General features: G+C 63.1%; 20 protein-coding genes. 8 read left to right on the forward strand and 12 right to left on the reverse strand.

Annotated features, from left to right (window positions below; translation table 11 throughout):
- Nucleotides 1–140 precede the first annotated feature (140 nt).
- A complete protein-coding gene (gene ctrA / locus QPW08_RS00100; protein ID WP_284123694.1) occupies nucleotides 141–836 on the forward strand; it encodes a response regulator transcription factor CtrA in 696 nt (231 codons plus the stop codon).
- Between the two features lie 90 nt (nucleotides 837–926).
- On the opposite strand, the gene QPW08_RS00105 is transcribed toward ctrA, so the two are convergent.
- A complete protein-coding gene (locus tag QPW08_RS00105) occupies nucleotides 927–1,907 on the reverse strand; it encodes a heme-binding protein (RefSeq protein ID WP_284123695.1) in 981 nt (326 codons plus the stop codon).
- A gap of 186 nt (nucleotides 1,908–2,093) precedes the next feature.
- On the opposite strand from QPW08_RS00105, the gene trmB reads away from it, so the two are divergent.
- From trmB to QPW08_RS00120, 3 genes are read left to right on the forward strand one after another with little or no spacing between them, the layout of a single operon-like run.
- Nucleotides 2,094–2,795: a tRNA (guanine(46)-N(7))-methyltransferase TrmB gene (gene trmB / locus QPW08_RS00110; protein ID WP_284123696.1), complete on the forward strand. Its 702-nt coding sequence runs from the start codon at nucleotides 2,094–2,096 to the stop codon at nucleotides 2,793–2,795.
- Between the two features lie 3 nt (nucleotides 2,796–2,798).
- A complete protein-coding gene (locus QPW08_RS00115; protein ID WP_284123697.1) occupies nucleotides 2,799–3,248 on the forward strand; it encodes a DUF3592 domain-containing protein in 450 nt (149 codons plus the stop codon).
- A 49-nt stretch (nucleotides 3,249–3,297) separates the two neighbouring features.
- A complete protein-coding gene (locus QPW08_RS00120; protein ID WP_284123698.1) occupies nucleotides 3,298–3,999 on the forward strand; it encodes a DUF3592 domain-containing protein in 702 nt (233 codons plus the stop codon).
- Between the two features lie 5 nt (nucleotides 4,000–4,004).
- Here the strand turns inward: QPW08_RS00120 and QPW08_RS00125 are convergent, their stop codons facing one another.
- Nucleotides 4,005–4,523 carry a glycine cleavage system protein R gene (locus QPW08_RS00125; RefSeq protein WP_284123699.1) on the reverse strand — a complete coding sequence of 173 codons (519 nt, stop codon included), beginning with the start codon at nucleotides 4,521–4,523 and terminating at the stop codon, nucleotides 4,005–4,007.
- 4 nt (nucleotides 4,524–4,527) lie between these two features.
- The gene (locus tag QPW08_RS00130; protein WP_284123700.1) at nucleotides 4,528–6,789 is read right to left on the reverse strand and encodes an NADP-dependent malic enzyme; all 2,262 of its coding nucleotides are present in this window, start codon (nucleotides 6,787–6,789) and stop codon (nucleotides 4,528–4,530) included.
- Between the two features lie 116 nt (nucleotides 6,790–6,905).
- Between QPW08_RS00130 and mutS the strand changes: the two genes are divergently transcribed.
- Genes mutS through QPW08_RS00145 form a run of 3 tightly spaced genes read left to right on the forward strand, consistent with a single transcriptional unit; the run spans nucleotide 6,906 to nucleotide 10,412 of the window.
- On the forward strand, nucleotides 6,906–9,536 hold the full coding sequence (gene mutS, locus QPW08_RS00135) for a DNA mismatch repair protein MutS (protein ID WP_284123701.1): 2,631 nt from the start codon (nucleotides 6,906–6,908) through the stop codon (nucleotides 9,534–9,536).
- A 37-nt stretch (nucleotides 9,537–9,573) separates the two neighbouring features.
- Nucleotides 9,574–9,924, forward strand: a complete 351-nt coding sequence (locus QPW08_RS00140) for a hypothetical protein (protein ID WP_284123702.1) — start codon at nucleotides 9,574–9,576, stop codon at nucleotides 9,922–9,924.
- A gap of 59 nt (nucleotides 9,925–9,983) precedes the next feature.
- A complete protein-coding gene (locus QPW08_RS00145) occupies nucleotides 9,984–10,412 on the forward strand; it encodes a YidH family protein (protein ID WP_284123703.1) in 429 nt (142 codons plus the stop codon).
- A gap of 9 nt (nucleotides 10,413–10,421) precedes the next feature.
- Here QPW08_RS00145 and QPW08_RS00150 read toward each other — a convergent pair whose 3' ends face one another.
- The 4 genes from QPW08_RS00150 to gluQRS form a co-directional block, all read right to left on the reverse strand.
- Complete coding sequence (locus tag QPW08_RS00150) at nucleotides 10,422–11,291, reverse strand: 3-hydroxyacyl-CoA dehydrogenase NAD-binding domain-containing protein (RefSeq protein ID WP_284123704.1); 870 nt, start codon at nucleotides 11,289–11,291, stop codon at nucleotides 10,422–10,424.
- Between the two features lie 80 nt (nucleotides 11,292–11,371).
- Nucleotides 11,372–11,941, reverse strand: coding sequence for a cob(I)yrinic acid a,c-diamide adenosyltransferase (locus QPW08_RS00155; RefSeq protein WP_284123705.1), 570 nt, complete (start codon nucleotides 11,939–11,941; stop codon nucleotides 11,372–11,374).
- Nucleotides 11,942–11,961: 20 nt separating this feature from the next.
- On the reverse strand, nucleotides 11,962–12,192 hold the full coding sequence (locus tag QPW08_RS00160; protein ID WP_284123706.1) for an HIG1 domain-containing protein: 231 nt from the start codon (nucleotides 12,190–12,192) through the stop codon (nucleotides 11,962–11,964).
- A gap of 9 nt (nucleotides 12,193–12,201) precedes the next feature.
- Nucleotides 12,202–13,032: a tRNA glutamyl-Q(34) synthetase GluQRS gene (gene gluQRS / locus QPW08_RS00165; protein ID WP_284123707.1), complete on the reverse strand. Its 831-nt coding sequence runs from the start codon at nucleotides 13,030–13,032 to the stop codon at nucleotides 12,202–12,204.
- Nucleotides 13,033–13,155: 123 nt separating this feature from the next.
- Here gluQRS and QPW08_RS00170 point away from each other — a divergent pair, with 123 nt between their 5' ends.
- Nucleotides 13,156–13,764 (forward strand): HNH endonuclease, encoded by a 609-nt coding sequence (locus tag QPW08_RS00170; RefSeq protein WP_407674537.1) that lies wholly within the window; start codon nucleotides 13,156–13,158, stop codon nucleotides 13,762–13,764.
- Between the two features lie 3 nt (nucleotides 13,765–13,767).
- Here QPW08_RS00170 and QPW08_RS00175 read toward each other — a convergent pair whose 3' ends face one another.
- Genes QPW08_RS00175 through QPW08_RS00195 form a run of 5 tightly spaced genes read right to left on the reverse strand, consistent with a single transcriptional unit; the run spans nucleotide 13,768 to nucleotide 17,305 of the window.
- Entirely contained in the window at nucleotides 13,768–14,190 is a 423-nt protein-coding gene (locus QPW08_RS00175; protein WP_284123708.1) for a hypothetical protein, read from the reverse strand.
- 28 nt (nucleotides 14,191–14,218) lie between these two features.
- Entirely contained in the window at nucleotides 14,219–15,451 is a 1,233-nt protein-coding gene (gene kynU, locus QPW08_RS00180; RefSeq protein ID WP_284123709.1) for a kynureninase, read from the reverse strand.
- Complete coding sequence (kynB, locus tag QPW08_RS00185) at nucleotides 15,441–16,091, reverse strand: arylformamidase (RefSeq protein WP_284123710.1); 651 nt, start codon at nucleotides 16,089–16,091, stop codon at nucleotides 15,441–15,443. The genes kynU and kynB overlap by 11 nt, the downstream gene beginning before the upstream one ends.
- Complete coding sequence (locus QPW08_RS00190; protein ID WP_284123711.1) at nucleotides 16,088–16,879, reverse strand: tryptophan 2,3-dioxygenase; 792 nt, start codon at nucleotides 16,877–16,879, stop codon at nucleotides 16,088–16,090. Before QPW08_RS00190 ends, kynB begins: the two co-directional genes overlap by 4 nt.
- A 36-nt stretch (nucleotides 16,880–16,915) precedes the next feature.
- The gene (locus QPW08_RS00195) at nucleotides 16,916–17,305 is read right to left on the reverse strand and encodes a DUF4112 domain-containing protein (RefSeq protein WP_284126257.1); all 390 of its coding nucleotides are present in this window, start codon (nucleotides 17,303–17,305) and stop codon (nucleotides 16,916–16,918) included.
- Nucleotides 17,306–17,336: the final 31 nt, after the last annotated feature.

Consider the following 17,336-nt stretch of genomic DNA (forward strand, 5'->3'; position numbering starts at 1 on the left):
AAAAAGTCTTAACGTCGGAAACGGGTTGTTAACCTTTTTTGGTGAGAACTGACGTGGTTAATCCAAGGCAACACCTCTGAACGAGGGGTTACCAGCCCATGGGGGCCAACAGTAATTACAAGGGTAAGGGGGACCACCCGATGCGTGTACTGCTGATCGAAGACGAGCCGACAACGGCAAAAGCCATCGAGCTGATGCTGACGACTGAAGGCTTCAATGTCTATTCGACCGACCTCGGCGAGGAAGGCCTCGATCTGGGCAAGCTGTATGATTACGATATCATCCTGCTCGATCTCAACCTGCCCGACATGCACGGCTACGACGTGCTCAAGAAACTGCGCGTTTCGAAGGTGCAGACCCCGGTCCTGATCCTGTCCGGCATTGCCGAAATGGACAGCAAGATCCGCTCATTCGGCTTCGGTGCCGACGACTATGTGACCAAGCCGTTCCACCGCGAAGAGCTGGTCGCCCGCATCCACGCCGTGGTGCGCCGTTCGAAGGGCCACAGCCAGTCGATCATTCGCACCGGCAAGCTGGCCGTGAACCTCGACACCAAGACCGTCGAAGTCGACGGTGCCCGCGTCCACCTGACCGGCAAGGAATATGCGATGCTCGAGCTGCTATCGCTGCGCAAGGGCACCACGCTGACCAAGGAAATGTTCCTCAACCATCTCTATGGCGGGATGGACGAGCCGGAACTCAAGATCATCGACGTGTTCATCTGCAAGCTGCGCAAGAAGCTCAGCCTGGCATGCGGCGGCGACAATTACATCGAAACCGTCTGGGGCCGCGGCTACGTGCTGCGCGATCCGGACGAGACCGCCGAAGCGGCGTAGTTCCAGGTTCAACCAGTTAACCAATACGCCCGGGGTTCGCGCCCCGGGCGTCTTGCTTTCAGCGTTGACACAACCAGGGTTGCTCCCTCGCTATCCCTGCGGTCGCAAGGTTGCGACCGTTACATGCGGCCAGCTCAACCCGTTGAAGTCCAGCAGGACCATCTGCGTATATTGAAGCTGGAGAAGTGGTGAGCCATCGCGATCGGTACCGGTCTCGATCCAGAAGGTGGACTGCGCCAATGGTACGTCGGCGTTGGGGCCGTTTTCCGTGCCTTCAAGGAACGCGATGTTGGCAACGCCTCCTCCAACCTCGGGTGGAATCGGGTCAGCCGCTCGCGTTGTCAGCTGGATCACAACGGTGCGATCGATGGTCTGGCCGTCGAGAGCGTCGCGCAAGAACTGGTTGGGATCGTCGAGATGCGCCTGGTCGAGCCCCGGCACACGGGCAAGGTCGGTCCGCGAATCCAGGGCATTGGAGAGATCCTCTTCCGGAAACGGTACAAGGCTGGTGGGATCACCAATGACAAACGGCGTGATCGACACCGGGTCGATGCGGGGCTCAACCACTTCAAAGGCGATACCCTGCATATTGATGGTGGTGCCGTGGGGGATCGAGCCCATACGCACGACGGTAACCGGCTCGTTCGGGTCGGTCGTGGCCGGTACGAGATTGAAAACGCCGGGCTCGAAATGCTGCCCGCTGTTGTCGAATGTATCGACGATTTCCTGCAGATAGGCGGCGCCGCCGAGGAAGATATCCTTCTCGAACAGGCTGCGGTTGGCGATGCCTGTGTCCCCGCTGATGTCGGTGAAAGACAGGGTTTCTCCTGTCATGTTCAATTGCAGGAAATGCGCTGTGTTTCCCGATTGCCCGCCGAAGTTGGGCCGCCAGATCATGTTGAAGCCGGTCCCTTGCCACACTCGTCGCGGCTGGTCTGCGGGCTCGCTCCCGACAAGTCCACGCAGCAGCTGGAGGAAGTCGGTTCCATCTTCGGTCAGCGATTTCAGGGCTTCCGCGCCCAGGGGCTGGTTGTGGTCATGGCTAAACCTGAAATTGGTATCGATTGGCATGGCTAGTCTCTCCATCTGCGAGCGAGGCGTGCGTGCCGCTCCTCCAAACAGAAGCTAGTCGATCGATGGCCGGGCAAGCGTGACCGCTGTCACGCCGGAAAAGGGGTGGGCATTCCCGCTCTCAGCCCAGCAGTTTCAACCGATCGCGCTGGACTAAGAGCCAGTGCGCGACTAGCTCTCCGGCGCATGTCAGCATTCAAGGAAGGCGACCCCACCACATTGGGTCGGCTGTATGGCCGCAGCCAGGGCAAGCCGCTGCGCCAGAAGCAACAAGACCTCGTCGACAATCTGTTGCCGCAGATCGCGGTACCGGAAGAAGGCCCGGTGACGGCAATGTCGCTGTTCAGCGAGGATTGCCCGCTGCACTTCGAAATCGGCTTCGGCGGCGGCGAGCATCTGGCCTATCGTGCCGACCTGCTCCCCAACCACGGCTTCATCGGGGCCGAGCCTTTCGTCAACGGGGTGGCACAGGCGCTGACCCATATCGACGAGCAGCGTTTGTCCAACGTACGCTTGCATATGGGCGATGCCCTGGATGTGCTGCAGCGCATTCCCGACGGCGCGCTGACCATGATCTACCTGCTCCACCCCGATCCCTGGCCCAAGAACAAGCACGCCAAGCGGCGGATGATGAACGATGGCCCGGTGCAGATGTTCGCCGACAAGCTCAAGGCCGGCGGCGAGCTGCGCTTCGGCACCGACCACCCGATCTATTTGCGCCACGCGCTGATGGTGATGCGCCGCCATACCGAGAGCTTCGAATGGGTCACCGAAGGCCCTTCAAGCTGGCAGGAGCGCCCCAGCGGCTGGCCGGAGACGCGCTACGAGCACAAGGCCCGCACGGTCTATGGCCATGAGGTGTGGTACTTCCGGTTTCGGCGGAAGTAGGTCGTGATCGGGGGCAAAGGCCTGGTCGGTGCCGCTTTCCTTCTGGCGGGGCTCGTTTTTGTAGGCGGCGGCGTTTTCAAGACCTGGGAAGTGAATGCGCTAGCGGCTACGGGGGTGCATACCCGCGGTGAGGTTACCTACATGAAGCGCAAGTCAACCAGCGGTCGGAGCGGAGGGCGAAGCTGGTATGCCTGGGTTGTCTTCAGGACTTCGACCGGCGAGGAAATCGGTTTTGAGAACAGACAGGGCAGCGCCCTTCGATCTCACGAGGTGGGCGACATCGTGGACGTCGTCTACGACCCGGCGGATCCCAGCGACGCCATCATCGACAATTTCTGGACCCGTTTTGCGTGGGTTTTCGCAACGCTGTTTGCCAGCGTCTTCGTTCTACTGGGAGGCTGGTTAGTCCGGCGCGATCGCCGCGAACAGCGAGAAGACGGCTGGATACGCTGAGTTTCCAACCGCCTCCGCAGGCGATACACCTGCAGGAGGAGGAACGATCATGCCGCGTTTCATGTTCTGGATAGGGTTGGTGTTTGCGCTTGTCGGGACTGGGCTCGCCTATGGCACCTTCTACGCCTGGACTGCTTCACAGAGCATGGTCAATGACGGAGTCCAGACCGAAGGCAAGGTTATCGACCTCGAGTACCGGCCCAGCGACGATGGCGGGGGCACCTATGCCCCGGTGGTCGAATTCCACGACCGTGATGGCAACCGGCAGGTCTATTATTCGGCCGCATCGAGCAATCCACCGAGCCATTCGCGCGGGGATGTGGTGACGATCTATTACATGCCCGACACGCCCGAACGAGCGATGATCGACAGTTTTTCCGACCGCTGGATGGTCATCCTGATCACCGGGATCATGACGCTCGCTTTCGGTGGCATCGGCTACGGCATCCTGTTCTTCATGGTCCGTCGCTGGCGCACCGTCCGGCGGCTCAAGGCACATGGCATGGCGATCATGGCGGATTTCGAAGGCTGCCATCTCGACACCAGCACACGGGTCAACGGTCGCAGCCCCTGGCGCGTGGTCGCGACCGCGATCCATCCCGGCACCGGCAAGAAAGACGCCTTTGAAAGCGAGCAGATCTGGGTCAACTTGAGCGAAGAGCTGCAGGGCAAGAAGCTGCGCGTGCTCGTCGATCCGGCGCGGCCGCACGATCACTACGTCGATTTGTCCGAGTATATAGCCGAGGACTAGCGCGCTCAGGCGAAGGTGAAATCGACCATGATCTCGCTGGAAATTGCCTCCAGTGCTTCCTGTGCCCCCTCGGGCCTCACCGCATCGGGCAGGCTCACGCTGACATGCGCGCGGAACAGCCGTTCGCCCGCATGCGCGCCGGTTTCCTCGCCGCTGGAAAGGCTTTCGATATTGGCGCCGAGCCCTGTGAGGATGCGGGTCACTTCGCGGATGATACCCGGCCGGTCCTGCCCGATCAGTTCGAACATCAGGGCGCGGCCACTGGCCGCCGGGCTCTCGCCTGCCGGCAAGGCCGAGACAGTCAGCCCATGCGCGTCTATGCCGCGCACTTCCTGCTCCAACTCGGCCACGCGCAGCGGGTCGATCTCGACCAGCACGGAGCCGACATAGAGTCCGCCGAGTCGGCTCAGATGCCCTTCCTGCCAATTGCCGCCGGCTGCGAAAATCGCGGCCGAGAGCGCTTCGGTCAGCCCCGGCTTGTCGCTGCCGGTGACGGAGAGGACAATGCGGGTGATTTCGGTCATGACCTTAACCCACCACGCCTGCGGCGGCCAGCACCGCCAAGGTGAGGATATCGGGCGCAATCGCGGTCATCGGGGCGATCTGCACCGGCTTTTCCATCCCGATCAGCATCGGTCCGATGGTGGCGTTGCCGGCGAGTTCGCGCAGCAGCTTGGCCGAGAGATTGGCCGATTGCAGGCCGGGCATGACCAGCACATTGGCCGGGCCCGACAGGCGGCTGAAAGGATAGAGCGCCATCACCTTGGGGTTGAGCGCGGCATCGGGTGCCATCTCGCCTTCGTATTCGAAGCCCGGCTGTTCGGCATCGAGGATCGCCACCGCGTCGCGGATATTGCCGAGCCACTGGCCCGACGGGTTGCCGAACGTCGAATAGCTGAGGAAAGCCACCCGCGGTTCGTGCCCCATGCGGCGGGCGACAGCGGCGGTTTCCTTGGCGATATGCGCCAGCAGTTCCGCGCTCGGCCGTTCGTTGATGGTGGTATCGGCGAGGAAGGTGGTGTGGTTCTTGCCCACCATCATGTGGATGCCGAAGGGCACCGCGCCCGGCTTGGGATCGAGCACCCGGTTCACTTCGCGCGCGGTCTGCGAGAAGGTACGGGTGAGGCCCGAGATCATCGCATCGCCATGGCCCAGCGCCACCAGCAGCGCAGCGAAGACGTTGCGTTCCTGGTTGACCATGCGACGCACGTCGCGCTCGGTATAGCCTTTGCGTTGCAGCCGCTTGTAGAGATAGTCGACCATCTCCGGCACGTAGGACGAATCTGCCGAGTTCTGGATTTCGAAGCTGCCCGGATCGGGCACACCCAGCATGTGCAGCCGGTCGACCACCTGCTTGGTCCGCCCGACAAGGATCGGCGTGCCATAGCCGAAATCGCGATACTGGATCGCTGCGCGAAGCACGACATCCTCTTCGGCTTCGGCAAAGACCATCCGCTTGGGATTGGCCTTGCACACTTCGTAGACATTGGTCAGCGCGGCGGTGGTCGGGTTGAGCCGCGCCTTCAAGGACAGGCGGTATTCGTCGAAATCCTCGATCGGCGCACGCGCCACGCCGCTGTCCATCGCAGCCTTTGCGACGGCAGACGACACGACTTCGATCAGGCGCGGGTCGAACGGGGCCGGGATGATGTAATCGGTGCCGAACTTCTGGTTCATGCCATAGGCGGCAGCGACTTCATCGGGCACGCGCTCGCGGGCGAGATCGGCGATGGCCTTGGCGGCGGCAATCTTCATTTCTTCATTGATCGCGGTCGCCTGCACGTCGAGCGCGCCGCGGAAGATGAAGGGGAAGCCCAGGACATTGTTGACCTGGTTGGGAAAGTCGCTGCGCCCGGTAGCGATGATGGCATCGGGCCGCACCGCCTTGGCTTCGTCGGGCATGATCTCCGGCGTCGGGTTGGCCATGGCGAAGATGATCGGGCTGTCAGCCATTTTCGCGACCCATTCGGGTTTGAGCGCGCCGGCGGCGGAGAGGCCGAGGAAGATATCCGCCCCCACCAGAGCTTCTTCGAGGCTGCGCGCTTCGGTCGGCACGGCATGCGCGCTCTTCCATTGGTCGACCCCGTCGCGGCCCGGATAGATCGGGCCCGAGCGATCGCACACGATCACGTTCTCGTGCGGAATGCCCAGCGCCTTGATCAGCGCGGTGCACGCGAGGGCCGAGGCCCCGGCCCCGTTCACCACCATGCGGCAGTCCCTGAGGTCGCGCCCGGTCAGGTGGCAGGCATTGATCAACCCGGCTGCAGCGATGATGGCGGTACCGTGCTGGTCATCGTGCATCACCGGGATGTTCATCTTCTCGCGCAGAGCCTGCTCGATGATGAAGCATTCGGGAGCCGCGATGTCCTCGAGGTTGATGCCGCCAAAGCTCGGTTCCATCAGCGCCACCGCGTTGATGAAGGCTTCGGGATCCTCCGTGTCGAGTTCGAGGTCGATCGAATCGACATCGGCGAAGCGCTTGAACAGCACCGCCTTGCCTTCCATCACCGGCTTCGAGGCCAGCGCACCAAGGTTGCCAAGTCCGAGGATCGCGGTGCCGTTGGAAATCACTGCAACCAGGTTGGAACGGGCGGTATACTTGGCTGCCGTCGAAGGATCTTCGGCAATGGCTTCCACCGGCGCTGCCACGCCCGGTGAGTAGGCCAGGCTGAGGTCGCGCTGGGTCGCCATCGGCTTGGAGGCGATGATCTCGATCTTACCCGGGCGGATGGTCTCGTGATAGAACAACGCTTCGCGCGTTGTGAAACCTTGCGGTTTGTCGTCGGCCAACTTGCGGCTCTCCTTTGCTTTGGCCGCCCGATACCCAATGCAGCCGTGCAGCGATAGGGGGAAAGCTGGTGTGCTTCGCTTCCCGAATCGCTCGTCCCGACGCTACGGCATGCCGCATGGCGGGCAAGTCCACACCCATGATGGAACAATACCTGGCGCTCAAGGCCGAGGCCGGGGACGATTGCCTGCTGTTCTATCGCATGGGCGACTTCTTCGAGCTGTTCTTCGACGATGCCAAGGTCGCCAGCGGCATCCTCGACATCGCGCTCACCGCACGCGGCAAGGACAGCGGCGAACCGGTGCCGATGTGCGGGGTCCCCGTGCATGCGGCGGAAGGCTATCTCGCCCGGCTGATCAAGGCCGGGTGCCGGGTCGCCATTGCCGAGCAGGTAGAGACGCCCGAGGAAGCGCGGGAACGCGCCAAGCGCGAGGGCAAGCCGGTGTCCAAGGTGCTGGTGAAGCGCGACATCGTGCGCTTCGTCACCGCCGGGACATTGACCGAGGACGCGCTGCTCGAACCACGCCGCGCCAATGTGCTCGCCGCAGTGTGCGAGGTGCGCGGGATGATCGGGATCGCGCATTGCGACATCTCGACCGGGCGGATGGAGCTGGAGGAATGCGCGCCCGAAGCCATGGGTGCCGCACTGGCGAGGCTCGGTGCGAGCGAGGTGGTGGCACCGGAAGGCTGGACCGAAGCGCCCGAGCAGGCGACCTTGCGCCCCCGGACCGAGTTCGCCAGCGACGAAGGCGAGACCCGGCTCATGGCCATCCACGAGGTCGCCACGCTCGATGGCTTCGGCGACTTCTCGCGCGCCATGCTGGCGGCAGCGGGCGGGCTGGTCGGCTATCTCGACCACGCCGGGCGCGGGACGCTGCCGTTCCTGCTGCCGCCGGTCATCTCCAGTGGCGAAGCGCGCTTGGCGATGGATGCGGCGACCCGCAGTTCGCTGGAGATCCTCGCCTCGCAACAGGGCGAGCGCGCGGGAAGCCTGATTGCCGCGGTCGATCGCTGCGTGACAGGAGCCGGCGCGCGCCAGCTGGCGGAAGACCTGTCTGCCCCGCTCACCAGCCGCGACGCCATCGAAATGCGACTCGCGCTGGTCACCTTCTTCCACCAGGACCCGCTGTTGCGCGCCGACCTGCGCGAAGTGATGCGGTCCGTGCCCGACCTTGTTCGCGCGCTGGGGCGGATCGTCGCGGGCAGAGGCTCACCGCGCGACCTGGGGCAGGTTCGGGACGGGTTGGCCGAGGCGAGGCGCATCCGCGACCATCTGGCGGGCAAGCCTGACCGTCCGGCGCTGCTCGAGGCACTGCTGCCGGCGATGGCCGGGCACGGCGCGCTGGTCGATCACTTGCAGCGCGCATTGGTCCCCGCCCCGCCGACCACGCGTGACCAGGGCGGTTTCATTGCTACCGGTTACGACGCGGCGCTGGATGAATTGCGCAGCATCTCCGGCAATGCCCGCCGCGCCATCGCCGCGCTCGAGGCCCGCTACAAGGGCGAGACCGGCATCGCCGCGCTCAAGATCAAGCACAATGGCGTGCTCGGCTATTTCATCGAAGTGCCCGCCAAGCATGCCGATGCGCTGATGGCACCCGACAGCGGCTTCACTCACCGCCAGACCATGGCCGGTGCGGTGCGTTTCAACTCACTGCAGCTGCACGAGGAAGCGACTCGGATCGGCGAGGCGGGCGGACGCGCGCTGGCCGCCGAGGAAGCCCATTTCGAGGATCTCGTCGCGACCGTTGCCGCCGCCCGCGAAGCCATCGCCGCGACCGCTGCCGCGCTGGCCCGGATCGATGTGGCAGCAGGACAGGCCGAACGCGCCGCCGAGGGTGACTGGTGCCGCCCGACTGTGACCGATGAGCACAGCCTCGCCATCACCGGTGGCCGTCATCCGGTGGTCGAGGCAGCGCTACACAAGGCCGGCGTACGCTTCGTCCCCAACGACTGCGCGCTCGCCGAAAGCGACCGACTGTGGCTGATTGGCGGCCCCAACATGGGCGGCAAGTCGACCTTCCTGCGGCAGAATGCGCTGATCGTGCTGTTGGCGCAGGCCGGGTGCTACGTGCCTGCCTCCTCGGCCACCATCGGCCTCGTTGACCGGCTGTTCAGCCGCGTCGGCGCGTCGGACAACCTCGCCCGCGGCCGCTCGACTTTCATGGTCGAGATGGTCGAGACCGCGGCGATCCTGGCGCAGGCGACCGAGCGCAGCTTCGTCATCCTCGACGAAGTCGGGCGCGGCACCTCCACCTATGACGGGCTGGCTCTCGCCTGGGCGGTGGTCGAAGCGGTGCACGAGACGATCCGCTGCCGTTGCCTGTTCGCGACGCATTATCACGAGCTGGCACGGCTGGCCGAGACCTGCGATGCGCTGTCGTTACACCATGTCCGGGCCAAGGAATGGAAGGGCGAGCTGGTGTTGCTGCATGAGCTGTCCGAAGGCGCTGCCGATCGCAGCTATGGCCTTGCCGTGGCCAAGCTGGCCGGGGTTCCGCCACATGTCGTCAAACGCGCCAAATCCGTGCTCGACCGACTGGAGAAAGGCCGCGCTGAAACCGGCGGGCTTGCCGCCGGGCTGGGCGAGTTGCCGCTGTTCGCCGCAGCGATGGAAGAGGTTGAGGAAGGCACAGGCGACACGCTCCGTACCAGACTTGCCGAACTCGATATCGATGCACTGTCCCCGCGCGAGGCGCTTGATGTACTTTACCAATTGAAAAACGAAGCCAGCCAAACGGAAACTTAACCTCCGTCTGCCATGCTTGCTCTTCATGAAGGGCTACATGTTCCAAAGCCGCGGCGGCGCGTTGTTTTTCGTTGGCCTGACTCTGGTCGGCGTGGCCGGACTCGTCGGCACGGAAGAGACCGATGGTGCCATCGCCAGTGCGACCGCCCAGTTCGAGCAACAGGGCGAAGACTTCCGTGAGCAGGCCGAAGCCATGTCCAATCCGGGCGAGCCGGTTCCGGTTGTCGCTACTGAAGCCGAGCCAGCCCCGCCGGAAGACCTCGAATTCGCATCCGACGAAGATTTGATTGTCGATCCGACCGGGATCGACCCAACACCGGTCATCGAAGATCCTGCTGAAGGCGAAGTGCTGGAAGTCGAGACGGGCTCGAGCGGCCCCGCCGAATAGAATCCAGGACCCAAGCCGGCATTCGTCCGTTTAACCTTCTCAATGGATCAGGAGGGACAGTGGCGGAATCCGGCTACAGCAAAGGCGACAATGCGGCACAAGGCGAACGCAGCACGGCGCTTGCGGTCGATCGTACGGAGATGGCCGAGGACCGCACAATCATGGCGGTGGAGCGCACATTCGCCGGCTGGATCCGCACCGCTTTCGCGTCCATCGCCATCGGATTGGGCTTCAGGGCCCTGTTCGGCGAACTGCAGCCACCGTGGCTGGCAAAAGCGATTGCCACCAGCTTCATCCTGCTGGCGATCTGGATTGCACTGAGTGCAGCCAACCGCGCCTGCACCTCGATGGAGAAAATGCGCGAGCATGCCGTTGACCGTCCGCGGCAGCGCCAGCTGCGCTGGATCGCCTATGCCGTCGCTACCGGTGCCGGGCTGCTGGTGCTGGGTCTGTGGGTGCTCAACGATGGCAATCTTGCCGATGTCTAGGCTCAAGCCCTAGCGCGTCGGCACCGGGGCATCGCCCGAATAATCGTAGAACCCCTTGCCGGTCTTGCGCCCGAGCCAACCGGCTTCGACGTATTTCTGCAGCAGCGGCGCCGGGCGGTACTTGCTGTCGCCGGTGGTGTTGTAGAGCACCATGATGATGTCGAGGCAGGTATCGAGCCCGACGAAATCGGCCAGTTCGAGTGGCCCCATCGGATGGTTGAGGCCGAGCCGGCAGCCCTTGTCGATATCGGCGATGCTGGCGGTCGACTGGCCGAGCACGAAGATCGCTTCGTTTATCATCGGCAGCAGGATACGGTTGACCACAAAGCCCGGTTCGTCCTGCGACAGTACCACCTGCTTGCCCAGCCCCTCGGCAAAGGCAACGGTACGCGCTTCGACGTCCTTCGCGGTAGCAAGTCCCGGAATAACTTCGATCAGGCCCATCACCGGGACCGGGTTGAAGAAATGCAGGCCAATAAACCGTTCCGGATCACTGGTGTAGTTGGCCATGCGCGTGATCGGGATCGAGCTGGTGTTCGACGCCATGATTGCGCCTTGCGACAGCACTTCGCTGGCTTTCTCGAAAATCGCCTGCTTGATGCCTTCCTTCTCGGTTGCCGCTTCGATGATCATTTCGGCCTCGGCCATCGGCGCGTAGTCGGCAACCGGAGTAATCCGGGCGAGAGCCGCTTCCGCGTCGGCAATCTCGATCTTGCCGCGCCCAACCAGCTTGGCGAGCGCCCTTTCGATCCCGGCCTTCGACTTCTGAGCGACTTCCAGCGAAACGTCCGCCAGCAGCACGTTCATCGCGTTCTGGGCAATCGTCTGGGAAATGCCCGAGCCCATCTGGCCCGCGCCGATAACGCCGATAGTCTTCATGGAAATGCGCTTTCTCTTCGCAGTTGCAGCAAAGCGTGCCTGTTAGCGAGCCATGGCCGCGCTGGCTACCTGTTTGCGCCCTACCTGTTTTGACCAGGAACCCACTTAACATCGGCCTTGCCATCGTCATTGGCGACCCGGGCAAGCACAAACAAGAAATCCGACAGGCGGTTGATATAGGAGAGCGCGGCGGGATTGACGGGTTCATCCGCCGCCAAGGCAACCACGGCGCGTTCGGCTGCGCGGGTTGTTGCACGGGCGACGTGGACGCGCGCTGCTGCCTCGCCACCACCCGGCAGGACGAAGCTGGCCAGCGGTTCGAGCCGTTCATTCATCGCGTCGATGGCCTCCTCAAGCCATGCGGTCTGCCGCGGCACCATGCGAAGTGTCATTTCACCCGGTTCGAAATCTTCTCCGGGCGTAGCGAGATCTGCGCCGAGATCGAACAGGTCGTTCTGGATACGGAACAGCGTAGCGGCGTGATCGGTGCCTTCGAGCGCGACCGCCGCAACGCCTATGGCCGAATTCGCTTCATCGACAACACCGATCGCGGTCATCCGCGCATCATGCTTGGCGCGGCGCGAGCCATCGACGAGCCCCGTTGTCCCGTCATCGCCGGTGCGGGTGTAGATCTTGTTGAGCTTGACCATGGGTCAGCCCGCTAGCGCACCTACTGCGAAATCGCCAGCAGGATGGCGACTACCACGATGGCGAGCGCCTGGTACTTGATGCGGTTGAACATCATCTTGTTCTGCAACAACTGCATCTCGGTGACGTTTTCGCCTTCCCCGGTTTCCAAGTCGATCTTGGTGCTCTGGAGAAAGGCAACGATCCCGCGCACGAGCGAATAGAGCACGAGGCCCATGAGGATCACGAGGGCAATGATGAGTATCCAGGTCATGGCTAGTATCTAGGTGCTCCCAAGCGATATTCCACATGGCCATTGGTCCATGCGCAGGCGATCGGCCCATTGAGTGCCATTTTCACCTGCCTTGCGATGATCCGCAAGGGCCTTCGACCCACGTCGCTTGGCGAGTTTCTGCCCGGCCTCGTCCAGCAACAACGCGTGGTGGTGCCAGCGTGGGACCGGCAGGCGCAGCAGCGCCTGCAATAGCCGGTGAACATGTGTGGCGGGAAACAGGTCCTGCCCGCGCGTCACCAGGGTCACGCCATCGGCGGCATCGTCTAGCGTTGCCGCCAGGTGGTAGCTCGCCGGCAAGTCTTTGCGCACCAGCACGACATCGCCAAGGGTGAGAGGATCGGCGGCTTGAGCACCTGCCAGATTGTCGTCCCAGGTCAGCGCGCCGGTGATCGTGAGGGCTTTTACCACATCGAGCCGCATGGCTGCCGGAAGCGATGGGTCGACCGATTTGCCCTTGCAGGTACCGGGATAGACCAGTCCCTCGGGGCCCGGCCGTGCACCTGCGGCCTCGATATCTTTCCGGGTGCAGGTGCAGGGATAGAGCAGGCCCATTGCTGCCAGCTGCTCGGCGGCGTGCTGATAGCTTGCCAGCCGCGCCGATTGAGGTAGCACCTCGTCCCATTCCAACCCCAGCCACTCGAGGTCGCGACGGAATTCATCGGCCAGCTCGGGGCGACTGCGCGGCCCGTCGATATCCTCGATCCGCAGCAGGAAGCGCCCACCCGCCGCTTGCGCGAGGTCATGCGCCACGATCGCCGAATAGGCATGGCCCCAGTGGAGCAAACCGTTGGGACTGGGTGCGAAGCGGGTTGTGACCATCTTGACTCACATTCTTCGAAAATGGCGCGACTCGCCAAATCCCGCTGTGGATAGCGCAAATGTCATGGGGTTGACGCTTTTTGCCGTAAATGATTCCTGTGATGTCAGTCGGGGAGAACAAGAGTGTTCAAGGCCGAATTGATTGAACGGGCGGCGCATTTCCGCAGCGCCGAGGGGGATCCGGTCCGCAGCCTGGACTCCTGCCCTTCACTTGTCCTCAATGCGGACTACACCCCGCTCTCCTATTACCCGCTGAGCCTGTGGCCGTGGCAGACCGCGATCAAGGCGATCTTCCTCGACCGGGTCGACGTGATCGAGACCTATGACCGCGAGGTCCACTCGCCCAACCTCGACATGAAGATCCCCAGCGTGATCGCGCTGCGCGACTATGTTCGCCCAAGCGAATTTCCGGCCTTCACCCGCTTCAACCTGTTCCTGCGCGACCGCTTCGCCTGCCAGTATTGCGGCGGTACTCAGCATCTGACCTTCGACCACGTCATCCCCCGCCGCCAGGGCGGCAAGACGACGTGGGAGAACATCGCCACCGCCTGCGCGCCGTGCAACATGAAGAAAGGCGGGAGGACGCCGCGCGAGGCGCATATGCACTTGCACACCCAGCCAATCCGCCCGACGCACTGGCAGCTGCAGCAATACGGCAAGCAGTTCCCGCCGAACTATTTGCACGAGACGTGGCGGGATTGGCTGTATTGGGATGTTGAGCTGGAGGCTTAGGGTTCAGGCCAACAGCGCGGCAATCGCTAGGTCAAAGTGCAAGCGTGCACCAGAAACCGGCCTTATAATCCCGATACCTGATGCAAAGTCAGATCCACCGGAATCGAAAAGCCGCTTGTAACGGTGATAACGCCAATCCTGCAGCGCTTCTTTGGCAAGTTCTCTAGTGGCGAGGTCGAGTTCGCCGTGAACCGCGTAGAGTCGGTCAACGGCATATTCCCTGCCCCGCGTCCCTAGTCCGCTTACATATTCTAGCTTTCCGCTCACCCACTTTTCTTTGATGATCGCGGCAAGCGTCGAGCTGATGGTCGCATTGAAGTTGTCTGCGTCCCCGCTGGCATCAATGACGATGAGAGGCTGCAAGAGGGCGCCTTCAGCTTCGGGATCGAAACTCTCAATCGCCTTCAGAACGGTCTCTTCAGCCACGTTCGCGAGATATCGGGGTGCCATCGGACTAAGTCACCGCCGCCCGCTGCTTAAACTCGGGCGTATCCCACGCCTCTGTCGCCAGAATATCCGCAAGCTCCTCCGCCGTGCGCGCCATATCTTCGAAGCGCAGATATGCCGGTGCGAAGCCGAGGCGCAGGATATCGGGTGCGCGGAAATCGCCGATGATGCCGCGAGCGATCAGGGCCTGGCACAGGGCGTAGGCTTCCGGGTGGCGGAAGGAGAGCTGGCTGCCGCGCTGCATAGGGTCGTCAGGGCTCACGAGTGGCAGATCGACGCCTGCGTCGGCCAGACACTCGCGGAAGAACTCGCTCAGCGCGCGGGACTTGGCCCACAGCCGCGAGACGCCGACCTTGGCGATCAGCTCCACGCCTACTTCCAGCGCGCTCATGGCAAGGATCGAGGGCGTGCCGCACAGCAGCCGGTCGACACCCGGAGCGGGCGCATAGTCGTCGGAAAAGTCGAACGGGGCGGCATGGCCCATCCAGCCGGAAAGTGGCTGTTCGAGCGCATCATGGTGCCGCTCGGCAACGAAGGCATAGGCCGGGGCACCGGGGCCACCGTTGAGATATTTATAGCCGCAACCGACCGCGAAATCGGCCCCGCACGCGTTCAGATCGACCGGTAAGGCACCGCCCGTATGCGACAGGTCCCACAGCACCAGCGCACCCACATCATGCGCCGCCTTGGTGAGCGCCGCCATATCGAACATCGCGCCGGACTTGTAGTGCACATGCGTCAGCAGTAGCAGCGCGACGTCTTCGCCCAGCGCGTCGGTCATCACATCGCGTTCGGCCAGCCGCTGGGTGGCGAGGCCCTGCCCCTCCAGACCCTGGATCATGTAGAGATCGGTCGGGAAATTGCCCGGTTCGCTGAGGATCACTTTCCTGCCCCCTCCCGAACCATCACTTCGCATCTTGAGCGCCGCGCTGATCAGCTTGAACAGGTTCACCGAGACACTGTCTGCGACGATGACCTCATGCGGCTGCGCCCCGATCAGTGGCGCGATCTTGCCGCCGACGCGTTGCGGCAGGGTGATCCAGTCCGCGTCGTTCCAGCTGCGGATTAGCCCGTCGCCCCATTCGCCGCGCATGACCTGCTCTAGCCGCGCTGGCGTCGCCTTGGGCAGCGCGCCGAGTGAATTGCCGTCGAGATAGATGACGCCCTCGGGCAGGTCGAACCGCTCGCGATACTCGGCCAGCGGGTCCGCCGCATCCAGTTCGCGCGCCTTACTCAACATCGGGCAACTCCCGCAGGATCGCCCGGCACAGACCGGCGTCGCCGCCGGCAATCTTGAGCGGCAGCGCGATCAGCTCGTAGCGGCCTTCCTCGACCCCATCGAGCACCAGCCCTTCGAGGATGCGCATGTCGTGTTTGAGCACCGCCTTATGCGCATCCATGGTCTTGGATTCCTGCGGATCGACCGAGGGGGCATCGGTGCCGATCAGCTTGACGCCCTGCTCGGCAAGCCAGTGGATCACGCCTTCGTCGATGGCAGTGAAATCACTATCCCAGGTATCGTGCGGGAAAGCCTCGAAAGTGCGGAACAGCACCCGGTCGGCACTGGCGAGATGCGGCAGGTCGCCCACGCGGACCTTGCCGTTCGCCCTTCGCGCATCGACCACCAGGCATTCGCCGATATAAGGATCGAGTTCCATGCTGGCGGCATCCAACCCGTCCTCGGCATAATGCAGCGGCGCGTCGCCATGGGTGCCCGAATGGGTGCTCATGGTCATGCGCCCGACGTTGACTGGCGAGCCTTGGTCCATCCGCCAGGTCCGCTCGAACGCGAAGCCGGTATCGCCCGGCCACACCGGCAGGCCTGGTCGCAAGGTCTGCGAAATGTCCCAGATACGGCGCTGCGATCTCCACGAACTCATATCGCCGTTCTCACGCTCAGCAGCTCGGGAAAGAAGGCCTGTTTCAGCACTCCTTCCAGATAGGGTACGCCCTGCGTCCCGCCGGTGCCACGCTTGAAGCCGATGATACGCTCGACGGTCTTCAGGTGCCCGAAGCGCCAGCGCTGGAAATGGTACTCGAGATCGACCAGTTTTTCGGCCAGCTCATAGAGATCCCAATGCGCCTGCGGGTCGCGATAGATTTCCGCCCATGCCGCTTCGACCTCTTCGGAGCGTTCCCACACCGTGTCGAGTTGGCGCCCAAGCACAACCTCGGGAATCGCAAACCCGCGCCGTGCCAGCAGGCGGATCGTCTCGTCATAGATGCTCGGCTGCTGCAGTTCAGCCTGCAGGCGATCGGCCCAGTTGCCGGTCTTCTCGTGCATCACCACCATGTCAGGGTTGCGCCCGCCGAGGAGGAATTCCATCATCCGGTACTGCGGCGACTGAAACCCGCTGGAGCGGCCCAGGTGTGGGCGGATGGCGGAATAATCATGCGGTGTCATGGTGCTGAGCACATCCCAGCTCTGGATCAGCTGCGTTTGCGCCCGCGCCACGCGGCTGAGCATCTTGAAGCTGGGGCGAAGGTTGTCTGCCGCGATACAGTCGCGCGCCGCGAACAGCTCGTGCAGGCATAGCTTGAGCCACAGCTCGCTGGCCTGGTGGACGATGATGAACAGCATCTCGTCATGCGCGTCCGACGACGGATGCTGCGCCGCGAGGATGCGGTCGAGATCGAGATAGCTCGAATAGGTAACGTCTTGCGCCATGCACGAGGCACTAGCGGGAAGTGGTTGCGGAGGAAACTACTGCTCGATGATCTTCGTACGTGGATGATGCTTGTCGAGGTGATCTTTCACGATCTTCAGATTGCGCGAGTTCGAGCGATAGATGAAGTCAAGTGCATCGCCGACGATAGGCACTGTGCCGACCGCTGTATCGAGCGCAATATTGCCGGCCATTCGCCACAGCTTCCACCTGGGCAGGTCGAGGTTGCGGGCTTCCCACACGATGTAGGCCGCCATGCCGGCCGCGATCAGGTCGCCCACCACGGGTACGAGCCCAACGATGGAGTCGAGGCCGACGGGAATATTGGTGCCCGGGACCTTGAAACTGCGCTCTAGGACGAATTCCATCGCTTCGATGCGTTTGCGCACGGAGAGGGGATCACTGCCGGTGGGCACCTCGATCCCCATGACCTGCACCCGCGGGCCCTGGCCAGCACCG

The sequence above is a fragment of the Parerythrobacter aestuarii genome (assembly GCF_030140925.1).
Lineage (GTDB): Bacteria > Pseudomonadota > Alphaproteobacteria > Sphingomonadales > Sphingomonadaceae > Parerythrobacter > Parerythrobacter aestuarii.

Excerpts from the sequence above, each read along its gene's own strand:
- ctrA (WP_284123694.1), top strand. The coding sequence starts at position 141 with ATGCGTGTACTGCTGATCGAAGACGAGCCGACAACGGCAAAAGCCATC.
- QPW08_RS00160 (WP_284123706.1), bottom strand. The coding sequence starts at position 12,192 with ATGACCTGGATACTCATCATTGCCCTCGTGATCCTCATGGGCCTCGTG.
- kynU (WP_284123709.1), bottom strand. The coding sequence starts at position 15,451 with ATGTTGAGTAAGGCGCGCGAACTGGATGCGGCGGACCCGCTGGCCGAG.
- trmB (WP_284123696.1), top strand. The coding sequence starts at position 2,094 with ATGTCAGCATTCAAGGAAGGCGACCCCACCACATTGGGTCGGCTGTAT.
- QPW08_RS00125 (WP_284123699.1), bottom strand. The coding sequence starts at position 4,523 with ATGACCGAAATCACCCGCATTGTCCTCTCCGTCACCGGCAGCGACAAG.
- QPW08_RS00140 (WP_284123702.1), top strand. The coding sequence starts at position 9,574 with ATGTTCCAAAGCCGCGGCGGCGCGTTGTTTTTCGTTGGCCTGACTCTG.
- QPW08_RS00190 (WP_284123711.1), bottom strand. The coding sequence starts at position 16,879 with ATGGCGCAAGACGTTACCTATTCGAGCTATCTCGATCTCGACCGCATC.
- QPW08_RS00150 (WP_284123704.1), bottom strand. The coding sequence starts at position 11,291 with ATGAAGACTATCGGCGTTATCGGCGCGGGCCAGATGGGCTCGGGCATT.
- QPW08_RS00120 (WP_284123698.1), top strand. The coding sequence starts at position 3,298 with ATGCCGCGTTTCATGTTCTGGATAGGGTTGGTGTTTGCGCTTGTCGGG.
- QPW08_RS00155 (WP_284123705.1), bottom strand. The coding sequence starts at position 11,941 with ATGGTCAAGCTCAACAAGATCTACACCCGCACCGGCGATGACGGGACA.
- QPW08_RS00105 (WP_284123695.1), bottom strand. The coding sequence starts at position 1,907 with ATGCCAATCGATACCAATTTCAGGTTTAGCCATGACCACAACCAGCCC.
- gluQRS (WP_284123707.1), bottom strand. The coding sequence starts at position 13,032 with ATGGTCACAACCCGCTTCGCACCCAGTCCCAACGGTTTGCTCCACTGG.
- kynB (WP_284123710.1), bottom strand. The coding sequence starts at position 16,091 with ATGAGTTCGTGGAGATCGCAGCGCCGTATCTGGGACATTTCGCAGACC.
- QPW08_RS00195 (WP_284126257.1), bottom strand. The coding sequence starts at position 17,305 with ATGGGGATCGAGGTGCCCACCGGCAGTGATCCCCTCTCCGTGCGCAAA.
- mutS (WP_284123701.1), top strand. The coding sequence starts at position 6,906 with ATGGCGGGCAAGTCCACACCCATGATGGAACAATACCTGGCGCTCAAG.